Below are 13,621 nucleotides of genomic sequence, written 5' to 3'. Positions count from 1 at the left end.
GAGCGGAGCGGCCATGCCCAAGCATTATGTAACGCGGATCGAGCTTCTCGACGTGGAGCCGGCAATCTGGCGCCAGATCCTGATACCGGACGACATGCCGCTCTACGAGATCGGCGCCGTCCTCATCGGGGCGATGGGATGGCAGGGCTATCACATGTTCGCCTTCGAGTTCGACGGCCAGCGCTACGATATGAAGTTCGACGGCGGGCTCGATCTGGAAGACAGCAAGGACATGGAGGGCGTGATCGCCCGCGATGTCTTCCGGCCCGGCGTGGAAGCCGCGTTCCAGTACGATTTCGGCGACGACTGGTGGCACGGGATCAAGGTTCTCGAGCATCGGGCGACCGAAACGGGCGACAAGCCGCCGCGCTGCACGGGCGGCGAAAATGCCTGCCCGCCGGAAGATACCGGCGGCCCGTTCGGCTTTGAGGAAATGCGTGCGGCGGCAGGAGACCCGGCCCATCCCGATCACGACGAGATGCGCGAATATCTGGGCGATTTCGATCCGCATGCCTTCGACGCCAAGAAGGCGGACCGCAACCTGAGGAAAGTGCTCAAGGCCTTCCGGAAATAGGCCGCGACCGCTCCGCCTGGAAAACGCGGCGATCCCGGCACGGAGTGTCCGTTCATGTCTCGCCGAGCGGCCGTTTGCCCGCAAAAAGCGCGGCATGGGCGGTGGTGAGCGCGACGATGCGGTCGATGACACGACGCACATCCGGTCGGTGCCGGTCGTCATTGTGGACGACGATCCACTGGCCGTCATGCAGCTCGTCGATCAGATCGCCGGCGCGCTCGAGCAGCGGGTCGCGGTCGCCGGCAAAGCAGGGCAGGACACCGATGCCGGTGCCGGCGCGGATCAGGTCGCCCAGCGTGCGCGGGGCGTTGGCCCAGGCGACGACGTTGAGTGCGGGGTGGGCATTGACCCAACGGGCCGAGCGGGTCGCCGCATGTTCGGGCGCGATCGCCACCCATTCGTCCGGACCTGCCGCCGAGCGGCCACGGGCACGAAACGGCGCGAAGGCCACGTCGGCGGTCTTGCGCGAGGCCAGGTTGCCGCTTTCGGCCTGCCGGTTGCGGATGCCGATCTCGACTTCGCGATGGGCGATGTCGAGTTCCGCCTCGGAGGCCTTGAAGGCGATCCGGAAGGGATCGTCCGGCGTCCACAGGCGGGAAAAATTCTCGGCAAAGAAATTGGCCGCCCAGGTGCCGGCCGACACCCGCACGACGCTGCGCCGGCCCTCGGCTTCCAGCCATTCCTCGATGGTGTGTGCGCCGGCGGCCATGGACCGGGCGCGCTGCAGGAGCGCGCGTCCGTCGGCTGTCAGCGTGTAGCCGGTCTGCCGGCGCACGAAGAGCGGGCGCCCGACGGCCTGCTCAAGCGCCACCATGCGCCGCCCGACGGTTGCCGGGCTGGATCCCAGCGTGGATGCCGCCGCCGACAGCCCGCCGCCATCGGCCACGGCAATGAAGACCTGGAGGTCGTTCCAGTCGATATTTGTCATTTTTGAAAAATATGCTGCGAAATCCGGTCGATCAAGTCCGGCATCGCCACTCCTATATTTCATTCATGAAATCCAAAGGAGGCGATGCGTTGGACTATCTGCAGGGATTTGTGTTCCTTCATCATGAGATGACGCGCGCGGCGCGGCAGCGGCGCGCCAAGAGTTGGACACTCGGCACGCCCGTTCCCGCGGAGGACGGCGGGCACCCATCGGCCTGGAGCCGCATCTGGCGCCGGCTGCGCCGCCCCCGGATGCAGCGGGCCGGACGCCTCAGTCCATCTCCAGAACCACATTGCCGGTGATGCGGCCGCTCTCGACGGCCTCGTGCGCCTCGGCGATCGCGTCGAGCGGGAAGGTCGCGCCGATCGAATGGCTGAGTTCGTCCCTTTCGAGCATCAGCATCAATGCGGCGGTCGCCGCCTCGCGTTCCTCGGCCAGCAATTCGTAGACGACGAAGACCTGCAGCGTCAGGCTGTTCCACAGCATGGCAGGGAAGGAGACGGGAATGTCGGCGGCGACGTTGGACCCGTAGCAGACATGCTTGCCGTGGGGCGCCAGGATGCCCTTGTCGATGAGGCGCGCGGTCGACGACAGGTCCATGTCGATGATGGCGTCCACGCCCTTGCCGCCGGTCAGTTCCTTCACGCGGGCGGCGACGTCCTCGCGCAGATAGTCGACCACCTCGGTGGCGCCGGCCTGTCTGGCATGGTCGGCGCGCGAGGCGGACGCCGTGCCGATGACCCGGGCGCCGCGCAGCGTGCCGATCTGGGTGGCGTAATGGCCGACGGAGGAAGCCGCGCCGGTGACCAGGATCGTGCGCCCCAGCGCCGCGCCGGCGAGCCCGGCGGCGTGGGTGGCGGTCAGGCCGGGGATGCCGAGGCAGGCGCCGGCGGCGAAATCGACATTGTCGGGCAGGAAAACCGCCTGGTCCGCCGGCAGCACGACATGATCGGCCGCCGTGCCGAAGGGACGCTTCCATTGCGCGTTCCAGGTCCACACGCGCTCGCCGATGCGCGAACGCGGCACGCCGTCGCCGACCATGTCGACGATGCCGGCGCCGTCGGAATGCGGGATGATGCGCTGCGCGGACAGGGGGCGGCCGCGCCGCGCTTTCACGTCCGACGGATTGACACCGGAGGCATGCAGCCTGACGCGCACCTCGCCAGGGCCGGGCTCCGGCGTTTCCATCTCGCCGACGACGAGCACGTCGCGTGCTTCGCCATTCGTCTCGTACCAGGCCGCTTTCATGGCGATCATCTCCCTTGGTGCAACCGTACGCGATCCCTACACGCCCCTTGCACAGATGGCCACCACGTCCCAGAATCGTCAATGAAGGGAACGGGAATGACGAAGAGCCGCAGGGCACTTCTGGTCCGTGTCACGGGCCGTGTCCAGGGTGTCAGCTTTCGCTACTGGACAATGAAGCAAGCCGAGGCGCTCGGCCTGGCCGGCTGGGTGCGCAACGAGCCGGACGGGTCGGTTCGGGCGCTGCTCGTCGGGCCCCAGGGCAAGGTTTCCGAGATGGTCGACCGGCTGTGGAAAGGGCCGCCGGCGGCCCGCGTGACCGGCGTCGTCGCCGAACAGGCTGACGGCGCGGACGTGCCTGCGGGGTTCGACATCGTTTCTTGAGGCGCCCCGGCCCTGCATGCCGGCGCACGCGAAGCTGCGGCAAAAACATCTCCATTGACAAGTTCGTCAGGGCACTGGCAGCTTAAGACGTCGTCAACAGCAAAACAGGCTTATCTTGCCACTTTCAGAACCCGGCGCGACCCTGGCCGGTCCAACAAATCCAGACGTCAACTCCGCTGCGGCAAGCGCCGCCGACAAGGCGCACACTACGGCCGATACCGGCGATCCCCGTTTCGTTTCCCCCGATCACGAGGCCGAGTACCGGGCCTTTGTCGAAAAACATCCCGATCTGGAGGCGGTCGAGTTCCTGCTCGTCGATCCCAATGGCGTCATGCGCGGCAAATGGGCGCCCGGAGACGCCTTGAAGAAATCCTTCCAGGAAGGGGTGAACTTCCCCATGTCGCTGCATGGGCTGGACGTGTGGGGGCGTGAGGTCGAGGAAACGGGCCTGCACATCGAGACCGGCGACCAGGATGGCTATTGCCGCGCCACCCGCGGCACGCTTTCCATCGTGCCCTGGGCCAAGCGCAAGACGGCGCAGGTGCTCCTGCAAACCTTTACGCCGGAGGGCGAGCCGTTCCTTGCCGACCCGCGCCAGGTGCTGAAGAAGAAGATCGCCGAGGTCAACGCCAAGGGTCTGTTCCCGGTTGTCGCCTTCGAGCTCGAATTCTACCTGCTCGATCCCGAGGTCGACTGGGACGACGGCATGCCGGGACCGGTGGGCGCAGGTGCCGGGCCGGACCGGCTGCGCATGTACGGGCTCGACGATCTGGCCGAGCATGCCGACCTGATCGACATGATCCGCGATGCCGCCGACGAGATGAGCCTGCCCATCGACACGATCATCAAGGAGGCCGCGCCGGGCCAGTTCGAGGTCAATCTGAAGCATCGCGCCGACCCGCTGAAGGCGGCCGACGACGTCATCATGCTCCGGCGCATCGTCATTGGCTGCGCCCGCGCACACGGGCTGACGGCGACCTTCATGGCCAAGCCCTTCCTCGAATATGCCGGCAACGGCATGCACGTGCACGCATCGGTGCTCAACGCCGACGGCGAGAACATCTTCGGCGGCGCGGATGGGCGCAGGACGCTCGAATCGGCCGTGGCGGGGCTGTTGAAGACCATGCCGGAATCGCTCCTCCTGTTCATCAATACCTGGAACGGTTTTCGCCGCATCACACCCGGTTCCTATGCGCCGACGCGCGCTGTGTGGGCGGAAAACAACCGGTCGGTGGCACTCAGGATCCCGGTTTCCAACGATGCCAACCGGCGCGTGGAACACCGCATCGCCGGTGCGGACGCCAATCCCTATCTGGTCATGGCCGCGATCATTCAGGGCATGATCGAAGGTATCGAGAGCGGCGCGGTGCCGCCGCCGCCGATCGAGGGGAGCGCCTATGACGAGGATGGGCTGTTCCTGCCCGACGATATGGATGACGCGCTGCAACTGATGGAGAAGAGTGCTTTCGTCGACCGTGCGCTGGGGCCGCTTCTGGCCAAGGTCTACCGTGACCTCAAGCGGGCGGAGATCATCGCATTCTGGAGTGAAATCACGCCGCTCGAACGCACGACATATCTGTAGCCGGATCAGGCGATTTTGCCGCTTGCCGCACCGCAAAATCGCCAATAGGCTTGCCCGCAACAACAAGTCACAACCCGGCCGTGATGGCGTGCCGCACGAGCCGGGGAGGGGTACAAAACAGAGGAGAACATTTTCATGTCAGGCAAGGGGCTTCTGCTCGCGACCACGGTGCTGGCGACGGCTGTATCATTCGGCGCATCGGCACAGGATCGCGTCGTCAATGTCTACAACTGGTCCGACTATATCGACGAATCCATCATCGAGGATTTCACCAAGGAAACCGGGATCAAGGTCGTCTACGACGTTTTCGATTCCAACGAGATCCTGGAGACGAAGCTCCTGGCCGGGGGCACCGGCTACGACATCGTGGTGCCGACCGGCACATTTCTGGCGCGGCAGATTCAGGCCGGGGTGTTCCAGAAGCTCGACAAATCCAAGCTGCCCAACATTTCGAACATGTGGGACATGATTCAGGTGCGCACCGAGAAGTACGATCCGGGCAACGACTATTCGATCAACTACATGTGGGGCACCACGGGGATTGGCTACAATGTCGAGAAGGTCAAGGAAGCGCTCGGCATCGACCGCATCGACAGCTGGGACGTGGTCTTCAATCCCGACAACGTCGCCAAGCTCGCCGACTGCGGCGTCTACATGCTCGACGCGCCGGCCGAGATGATTCCGGCCGCGCTCAACTATCTCGGAGAGAACCCGGACGGCAAGTCGGCGGAAGAGATCGCCAAGGCGGAGGAGCTTCTTCTGTCGATCCGCCCCCATATCCGCAAGTTTCATTCCTCGGAGTACATCAATGCGCTGGCCAATGGCGACATCTGCCTGGCAGTGGGCTGGTCGGGTGACGTCTTCCAGGCGCGCGACCGGGCGGCCGAGGCCGATCAGGGCGTGACGGTCGACTATTCGATCCCCAAGGGAGGCGCGCAGATGTGGTTCGACCAGATGGCGATCCCGGCCGATGCCAAGCATGTCGAGGAAGCGCACGAGTTTCTCAACTACATCATGCGGCCCGAGGTGATCGCCAAGGCGTCGAATTATGTCTTCTACGCCAATGGCAACAAGGCGTCGCAGGAGTTTCTCGACGAGGAGGTGATCGGCGACCCGGCGGTCTATCCGGATGAGGAGACGATGGCCAAGCTCTTCACCACCACGCCCCCCAATCCGCGCGAGCAGCGGTTGATGACGCGGGCCTGGACCAAGGTCGTCACCGGCCAGTGAGACTTTTCGGCCCCGGCGGCAATGCCGGGGCCGTCCGCGTTTCGGGGATGTGCGACCGGTCGGGGTGAACCATGAAATCGCTTGGCAGCATTCGCAGAAGCTTCGCTCCCTGGGCCGATCCTGCGGCCAAGCCCTATATCCTGTTCGAGAACGTCACCAAGAAGTTCGGCGACTTCGTTGCGGTCGACGATCTGTCGCTGAGCCTGTTCGAGCGCGAGTTCTTCGCCCTACTGGGGGCATCCGGCTGCGGCAAGTCGACCCTTCTGCGCATGCTCGCGGGCTTCGAGGAACCGACATCGGGACGCATCCTGCTCGATGGGCAGGATCTCAGGGGCATTCCGCCGTACCGGCGACCGGTCAACATGATGTTCCAGTCCTATGCGCTGTTTCCGCACATGACGGTGGAACAGAACATTGCCTTCGGACTGAAGCAGGACGGCATGCCGAAGCCCGAGATTGCCGAGCGTGTGGGCGCGATGCTGAAGCTGGTCAAGCTCGAACCCTTCGCCAAGCGCAAGCCGCATCAGCTCTCGGGTGGCCAGCGCCAGCGCGTGGCGCTTGCCAGGTCGCTTGCCAAACGGCCGAAGGTATTGCTCCTCGACGAGCCGCTCGGCGCGCTCGACAAGAAGCTGCGCGAGGAAACGCAGTTCGAGCTGATGGATCTGCAGCAGGAACTCGGGCTCACCTTTGTCGTGGTCACCCACGATCAGGAAGAGGCGATGACCATGGCCGACCGGATCGCCATCATGGACAAGGGCAAGGTCAAGCAGGTTGCCACGCCGGCGGAAATCTACGAGGCGCCGAATTCGCGCTTCGTGGCCGACTTCGTCGGTTCGGTGAACCTGTTCGAGGGCCAGGTGTCGAAGGCCTCGAACGGCGCCATGCAGATCGCCAGCGGCGACCTCGTCCTCAAGGCCCGCAACGGCGCCGATGCCGACACGGGAAACACGGTGTGGTTCGCGATCCGGCCGGAAAAGATCCGGGTGACGCCGCAGAAACCCGAGGGCGGCGATGCCAACGCCATGGAGGGCGAGATCTACGACATCGCCTATCTCGGCGACATGACGATCTACAACGTGCGGCTCGATGACGGACGCATCATCAAGGCAAGCACGATGAACAGCGCCCGGGTGAACGAAAACATCCTGTCCTGGCACGACCGGGCCTGGATTTCCTTCAACAGCGATGCCGGCGTGGTGCTGACGGCTTAGGAGCCATGGAACGCGGCAGAAATCGTAGGTTCAGCCCGGGAGACCGATATGGCGGACATGGCGGCCACGACAGAAAGCGCTCCCGCCGGGAGTGACAGGCCGGGTGTGGCACGCGCCCTGCTCAACGCTGTCATGGGCCGCCTGGTGATCGCCATTCCCTATCTGTGGCTGTTCGTCTTTTTCCTCGTTCCCTTCCTCATCGTCTTCAAGATTTCGCTGTCGACCACGGCGATCGCCATGCCCCCCTACATGCCGGCATTCGGCTTCGAAGACGGCGTGGCCGGTTTCATCGCCAAGCTCGGCGAGATGAGCCTCGACAGCTATGTCTGGCTGACGGAGGATACGCTCTATTTCAACGCTTATGTCTCGAGCATCGTGATCGCGGCCGTGTCGACGGCCATCACGCTCGCTGTCGGTTTCCCGATCGCCTATGGCATGGCGCGTGCCCCGGCGAGCCTGCGTCCGACGCTTCTGATGCTGGTCATCCTGCCGTTCTGGACCAGCTTCCTGATCCGCGTCTATGCCTGGATCGGCATCTTGAAGCCGGAAGGGCTGCTCAACCAGTTCCTGCTCGCCACCGGTATCATCGACGAGCCGCTCATCATCCTGAACACGCATGCGGCGATCTTCATCGGCATCGTCTATTCCTACCTGCCCTTCATGGTGCTGCCGCTCTATTCGTCGCTGGAAAAGATGGACTATTCGCTGATCGAGGCGGCGCAGGATCTCGGCTGCCCGCCGATCACGGCGTTCTGGAAGATCACCTTCCCGCTGGCGCTGCCCGGTGTGCTGGCGGGCTGCCTGCTGGTCTTCATTCCGGCCGTCGGGGAGTTCGTCATTCCCGATCTTCTGGGCGGTTCCAGAACGCTGATGATCGGCAAGACGCTGTGGAACGAATTCTTCAACAATCGCGACTGGCCGGTCTCCTCGGCCGTCGCGATCATCCTGCTTCTCATCCTGGTGGTGCCGATCATGGTGTTCCAGCAGGCGCAGGCCAAGGCTCAGGAGCGGGGGCGGTAGGAAGATGACCGGAACGTGGAGCCGCTTCAATATCGTCTCGATCGTGCTGGGCTTTGCCTTTCTCTATCTGCCGATCGTGCTTCTCGTCGTCTATTCCTTCAACGAATCGAAGCTGGTCACGGTCTGGGCCGGCTTTTCGACCCGTTGGTACGGCGAACTCATGCGCAACCAGGGCATTCTGGACGCAGCCTGGGTGACGGCGCGCGTGGCCTTCATCTCGGCCAGCGTGGCCACCGTTCTCGGCACATTGGCGGCGCTGGCGCTGACCCGCTACACGCGCTTTCGCGGGCGCGTGCTTTTCACCGGCATGGTGTTCGCTCCGCTTGTCATGCCCGAGGTCATCACGGGCCTGTCGCTGCTTCTGCTCTTCGTGGCCGTGGGGCTCGATCGCGGCTTTCTGACGGTGACGCTCGCCCACATCACCTTTTCCATGTGCTTCGTCGCCGTCGTCGTGCAGTCGCGGCTGCTCACATTCGACCGGTCGCTGGAAGAGGCGGCGATGGATCTCGGCGCCACGCCGGTGAAAACCTTTTTCCAGGTCACCCTGCCGGTCATCCTGCCGGCCATCATCTCGGGCTGGATGCTCGCCTTCACCCTGTCGCTCGACGATCTCGTCGTGGCGTCCTTCACCTCCGGTCCGGGCGCGACGACCCTGCCGATGAAGATCTACAGCCAGGTGCGGCTGGGCGTGACGCCGGAGATCAATGCGGTGTGCACGATCCTGATCGGCATCGTCGCGGTCGGCGTGATCGCCGCCTCGATCATCAACAAGCGCCGCGAGGTGCAGCGCTTGCGCGACGAGCAGGCGGCCCTGCAGGAGGGATAGGTTTCTCGGAGATGGATGCCTACTCGACCGGGTTTGGCGGCAGGACGAGCGAGATGAAGGGGGCGCTCCACGAGCCGCCGACGAAGAAGCCGGTGACCTCGCCGCCGCCGTCCGTTTCGTCGTCCGTCTCCTGCGGCGCGATCAACCCCGACAAGGCAAGGCCGCGCCCGACATAGGGGATGAGGCCGCCGAGCGAGATGGTGCGCTCCCCGGACACGATGCGCGCCATGTCGAGGCGCGCCACGCCGCTCGAGACGGTGGCCTTCAACTCGGCGCTCTGTATGGGCAGGCTGCCATCGGAGACCTCGGCCAACGGAAAGAAGCCGCCCTCGCGGGCCCGCGCCATGAATGCGGCGAGATCGATGCCGTTGATCGAGCCGGGACCCAGCATGAGCGAGATCGAGCCGTTGGCTCCGGCGAAAAGCGTGTCCCAGGTGGCCACCGGACCCTTGAGAATGACCGAGGTGACACCCTTGGCCTGCGGTGCGGGACCGGTGAAACCTGCGGCCTTGCCGAACTGGCCCATATCGACATCGGTGGCGAGCAGCCGGACCTCGCCCTCGTTGCCGTTGTCGCGCCGGTCGATTCTCAAGCCGACCTGAAGCGTGCCGCCGAAGGCGGCCGCGTCGGAAATGTCGAAGGCGGCCAGCCCGTCCTTGACCTGCACGGTTGCGGCGACCTGCGTCAGGGCGAACGGCCCCGCGGAGGCGTTGGCCGCCGACAGACGCAAATCGAGATTGAGCTCGCTGGTGAAGCTCGTGTCGACGGCGCCCGACCAGCCGTTTTCGCCGCCGGGCAGGGTCGTGAATGCGCGCAGGAATGTCCGCAGGTCGAGCGTCTCGAAGGCAAGCGTGCCCGATATCGCCGGAACCGGCGTGCCCGGTGAGAATTCGAGCACGCCCGTTCCCGGATTGCCGTCGATCGAAATTGCCGCGTTCTCGACTTTCAGCCGCTGCATGTCGCCGATCAGCCGGCCGTTCAAGGAGACCGGGCCGATGGCGGTGCCGGCGGCGATCTCCGTTTGCGTCCATTCCAGGATGCGCTTGAGCGACGGCGAGGACAGCTCCGCCTGGCCGTCGAGGAAACCGGCTTGCGAAAAGGTGGCGGCACCCGAATAGCTGACATTGACGGGATTGGATTCCAGCTTTGCGGAGAGCTGGGAATTGCCGCCGGCCAGCAGCGCCAGTGGGTGCTCGGCCGTGATGTTCAGCTTGACGTTTTCGCCGCGCCATATCGCCGTGCCGGCCAGTGTTCCACTGCGATTGAGGCTCGGCCAGTCGAGGCGTCCGGTGACGCTGGTGAGGATATCGTGGTCCTCCGGTGCGCCGGGCGTGACGACCCGTCCGTCGGTGAAGTGGATCGCACCGAAGGTGTCTGTCGGCAGGGCTTCTGGACCTGATTCCGAGCCGTTTGCCTCGATCGCGCTGCGCGCGGCGTTGATCGCGCGCACCATGCGCCCGCCGCCGGGTGCGGCCGGACGGGGAACCGCGCCTTCGCCGCCGTCGATGACCCGCAGGACCGGGCGGACAAGCGAGACGCGCGAATAGACGACGTCGCCGCGCAAGGCGGCAATCGCCGAAAGGTCGATCTCGATGCGCTCGGCATAGAGCACCGGCGGTGCGTCCGGCCGGCTCCAGGCAATGAAGGTGACGTCATGCAGCACGGCCCTGAAGGAGGGCCAGACGTCGATGCGAGGCGCGCCGCCGAGTTGTACGCGGTAGCCGCTCCAGGTGCCCATTTCCTGGGCGATCCGGTTGCGCACGATCTGCGTTGAGGCGACCCAGGGAACCAGGGCGACAAGCGCCAGCAAAACCAGCCCCGCCGTGACAAGAACCCAGATCGTACGTCGTGCAGCCTTGGACGGCATTCTACCTCATCACTTGTCACGCCGGGGGTCGAGGATTGCCGGAAACATCGAAACAATGCGGGTCGAACCGGCAGGTTCCAGTCTTCTACATGATTCGCGGCCAAAGGACTTCCCGAACCCGATTATGCCGACCATCTTGCCCGCCGCCGGGCCAGGATGCATAACCCGAACGACAAGATGTGGAGGTTTTTGATGTCTCACACCGCCCCGCTGTGGTCTCCCGCGCCCGAAGCCGTCGCCAGGGCCCCGATCACGGCGTTCATGAAACAGGCGTCCGAGCGCTCGGGACGCCGGATCGAGGACTATGAAGCGCTCCACGCCTGGTCGGTCGACGATCGGGAGGGATTCTGGACCCTCGTCTGGGATTTCTGCGGCGTCGTCGGCGAGCGCGGGCAACGCGTTCTGCTCAACGGGGACCGCATGCCGGGCGCCGCCTTCTTTCCCGACGCGCGGATCAATTTCGCCGAGAATTTTCTGCAGAAATCGGGTTCGTCCGACGCCATCGTCTTCCGCAGCGAGGACAAGGTGGAGCGGCGCATGTCGTGGGACGAGCTGCGCGCGCTGGTTTCCAGGATGCAGCAGCTTCTGCTCGAGCAGGGCGTGAAGGCGGGCGACCGCGTGGCGGCGATGATGCCGAACATGCCCGAGACCGTGGCGGCGATGCTGGCGGCGACCTCGATCGGCGCCATTTGGTCGTCCTGTTCGCCCGATTTCGGCGAGCAGGGTGTGCTCGACCGGTTCGGCCAGATCGAGCCCGTCATCTTCATCGCCGCCGACGGCTACTGGTATGCCGGCAAGCGCATTGAAGTGGGCGAAAAGGTGGCCCGCGTGGTGGAAAAGCTGCCCAGTGTGCGCAAGGCGCTGATCGTCGACCTGCTCGGCGCGGCAAAGGAGGTTGCGGCGAATGTTTCGCGCGCCGAGGCGCTGGAGGAGGCAATCGCCCCCTACGAGGCCACGGAACTCTCCTTCGAGCGGCTGCCTTTTTCGCATCCCGTCTATATCCTGTTTTCCTCCGGCACGACGGGCATTCCCAAATGCATCGTGCATTCGGCCGGCGGAACGCTGATCCAGCACCTCAAGGAGCAGCAGCTTCATGCGGGGATCGGCGAGGGCGATCGCTTCTTCTACTTTACCACCTGCGGGTGGATGATGTGGAACTGGCTGGTCTCCGGACTGGCATCGGGCGCCACGCTGCTGCTCTATGACGGCTCGCCGTTCCACCCGGACGGCAATGTCATCTTCGACTATGCGGACGCCGAAAAGATGACCTATTTCGGCACCTCGGCGAAATTCATCGATGCGGTGCGCAAGTCGGGTCTCGAGCCGATCAGGACGCATGACCTTGCAAGCGTCAGGCTGATCTCATCGACCGGCTCGCCGCTGTCGCCGGAGGGGTTCGACTTCGTCTATTCGGGCATCAAGAAGGATGTGCATCTGGCGTCGATCTCGGGCGGTACCGACATCGCCGCCTGCTTCGTTCTGGGCGTGCCGACGCGGCCCGTTTGGAGCGGGGAGATCCAGGGCGCCGGGCTCGGCATGGCGGTCGATGTCTGGGACGACGACGGCAAGCCGCTGGCGTGCGGAAAAGGCGAACTCGTGTGCACGCGGGCCTTTCCGTCCATGCCTGTCATGTTCTGGAACGATCCCGACGGCGCCAAGTACCATTCGGCCTATTTCGAACGGTTCGACAATGTGTGGTGCCATGGCGATTTCGCCGAGCGCACGGAGCATGACGGCTTCGTCATCCACGGCCGCTCCGACGCCACGCTCAACCCGGGCGGCGTGCGCATCGGCACGGCGGAAATCTACAACCAGGTCGAGCAGATGGACGAGGTGGTCGAGGCGATCTGCATCGGCCAGGATTGGGACGACGATGTGCGCGTGGTTCTCTTCGTGCGCCTGGCGCCAGGCGTGAAGCTCGGCGAGGACCTGATCAAGCGCATCAAGACGAAGATCCGCACCGGCGCCAGTCCGCGCCACGTGCCGGCCAAGGTGATCGCGGTCAACGATATTCCGCGCACCAAGTCGGGCAAGATCACCGAACTGGCCGTGCGCGACGTGGTCCACGGGCGCTCGGTGAAGAACAAGGAGGCGCTTGCCAATCCGGAAGCACTCGACCTGTTCGCCGGGCTGGACGAGTTGGAGAACTGAGGGGGAAGCGGATCCTTCGCGCGTCATCCCGGAAGCCCGAAGGTCAGCGAAGGCTGTCCGGGGCATTTCTGGTGGCGCTGTACCACGCCTCGGCCGTTCAGGCATGGATCCTCGGGTCAAGCCCGAGGATGACGAGAGTGGTGAGGATGGCGACCGGTCACCGGGAACGGTCCGGCTTCCGGAATGAGGCCTGCGCATTCCGACGAAACCGGCCAGTGATTCCGAACAATCGCCGGCCACCCTTTCCAATTTCATTCCGGCCGGAATTCCAATTTGAAACCGGCCACCTTTTTGGATCACCTGGGTCGTTGTTGAGGTTTGGTTCGAGTTTCGTTTCTGGTCAAGCCTGAGCTGTTTCTGGGTTTTCGGGCGCGCGCCGTTTTCGCATGCTGTCGCCGGTCAGTTCGATGCGGTAGGCGTTATGCACGAGGCGGTCGAGAATGGCGTCGGCGATGGTGGGATTTCCGATGATCTCATACCAATGGTCGACGGGCACCTGGCTGGTGACGATGGTCGAGCGCCGCTCATAGCGGTCCTCGATGATCTCGAGGAGATCGCGGCGCTGTTCGTCGTTGAGCTTTTCGGGTCCCCAATCGTCGAGGA

The 13,621-nt window shown here is 64.5% G+C and carries 12 protein-coding genes; 8 read left to right on the top strand and 4 right to left on the bottom strand.

All coding sequences use genetic code 11. The annotated features are described in order from the left end of the window. The first annotated feature begins 13 nt into the window (after positions 1 to 13). Positions 14 to 574 (top strand): plasmid pRiA4b ORF-3 family protein, encoded by a 561-nt coding sequence (locus GM909_RS18460; protein WP_157018568.1) that lies wholly within the window; start codon positions 14 to 16, stop codon positions 572 to 574. A gap of 52 nt (positions 575 to 626) precedes the next feature. Here the strand turns inward: GM909_RS18460 and GM909_RS18455 are convergent, their stop codons facing one another. Further along, positions 627 to 1,502 carry a LysR family transcriptional regulator gene (locus tag GM909_RS18455; RefSeq protein WP_157018567.1) on the bottom strand — a complete coding sequence of 292 codons (876 nt, stop codon included), beginning with the start codon at positions 1,500 to 1,502 and terminating at the stop codon, positions 627 to 629. Between the two features lie 270 nt (positions 1,503 to 1,772). After that, a complete protein-coding gene (locus tag GM909_RS18450; RefSeq protein ID WP_157018566.1) occupies positions 1,773 to 2,750 on the bottom strand; it encodes an NADPH:quinone reductase in 978 nt (325 codons plus the stop codon). Positions 2,751 to 2,846: 96 nt separating this feature from the next. Here GM909_RS18450 and GM909_RS18445 point away from each other — a divergent pair, with 96 nt between their 5' ends. The 6 genes from GM909_RS18445 to GM909_RS18420 all read left to right on the top strand — a co-directional run bounded on the left by GM909_RS18445 (position 2,847) and on the right by GM909_RS18420 (position 9,000). Next, entirely contained in the window at positions 2,847 to 3,131 is a 285-nt protein-coding gene (locus GM909_RS18445) for an acylphosphatase (RefSeq protein WP_157018564.1), read from the top strand. 115 nt (positions 3,132 to 3,246) lie between these two features. Continuing rightward, positions 3,247 to 4,713: a glutamine synthetase family protein gene (locus tag GM909_RS18440; RefSeq protein ID WP_407941319.1), complete on the top strand. Its 1,467-nt coding sequence runs from the start codon at positions 3,247 to 3,249 to the stop codon at positions 4,711 to 4,713. Positions 4,714 to 4,848: 135 nt separating this feature from the next. Continuing rightward, a complete protein-coding gene (locus GM909_RS18435) occupies positions 4,849 to 5,943 on the top strand; it encodes a polyamine ABC transporter substrate-binding protein (protein ID WP_157018562.1) in 1,095 nt (364 codons plus the stop codon). 71 nt (positions 5,944 to 6,014) lie between these two features. Continuing rightward, positions 6,015 to 7,154 carry an ABC transporter ATP-binding protein gene (locus GM909_RS18430; protein WP_157018560.1) on the top strand — a complete coding sequence of 380 codons (1,140 nt, stop codon included), beginning with the start codon at positions 6,015 to 6,017 and terminating at the stop codon, positions 7,152 to 7,154. A 132-nt stretch (positions 7,155 to 7,286) separates the two neighbouring features. Beyond that, a complete protein-coding gene (locus GM909_RS18425) occupies positions 7,287 to 8,174 on the top strand; it encodes an ABC transporter permease subunit (protein WP_407941322.1) in 888 nt (295 codons plus the stop codon). Between the two features lie 4 nt (positions 8,175 to 8,178). Beyond that, complete coding sequence (locus GM909_RS18420; RefSeq protein WP_157018556.1) at positions 8,179 to 9,000, top strand: ABC transporter permease; 822 nt, start codon at positions 8,179 to 8,181, stop codon at positions 8,998 to 9,000. A gap of 19 nt (positions 9,001 to 9,019) precedes the next feature. Here the strand turns inward: GM909_RS18420 and GM909_RS18415 are convergent, their stop codons facing one another. Then, positions 9,020 to 10,867, bottom strand: coding sequence for an AsmA family protein (locus GM909_RS18415; protein WP_157018554.1), 1,848 nt, complete (start codon positions 10,865 to 10,867; stop codon positions 9,020 to 9,022). A 192-nt stretch (positions 10,868 to 11,059) separates the two neighbouring features. Between GM909_RS18415 and GM909_RS18410 the strand changes: the two genes are divergently transcribed. Next, entirely contained in the window at positions 11,060 to 13,018 is a 1,959-nt protein-coding gene (locus tag GM909_RS18410) for an acetoacetate--CoA ligase (protein ID WP_157018552.1), read from the top strand. A gap of 340 nt (positions 13,019 to 13,358) precedes the next feature. On the opposite strand, the gene GM909_RS18405 is transcribed toward GM909_RS18410, so the two are convergent. After that, the coding region (locus GM909_RS18405) for an ATP-binding protein (protein WP_198174305.1) at positions 13,359 to 13,621 on the bottom strand (263 nt) is incomplete at its 5' end.

The organism is Mesorhizobium xinjiangense, from assembly GCF_009749525.1.
GTDB lineage: Bacteria > Pseudomonadota > Alphaproteobacteria > Rhizobiales > Rhizobiaceae > Mangrovimarina > Mangrovimarina xinjiangensis.
This window is presented reverse-complemented; position numbering and strand designations above follow the sequence as displayed.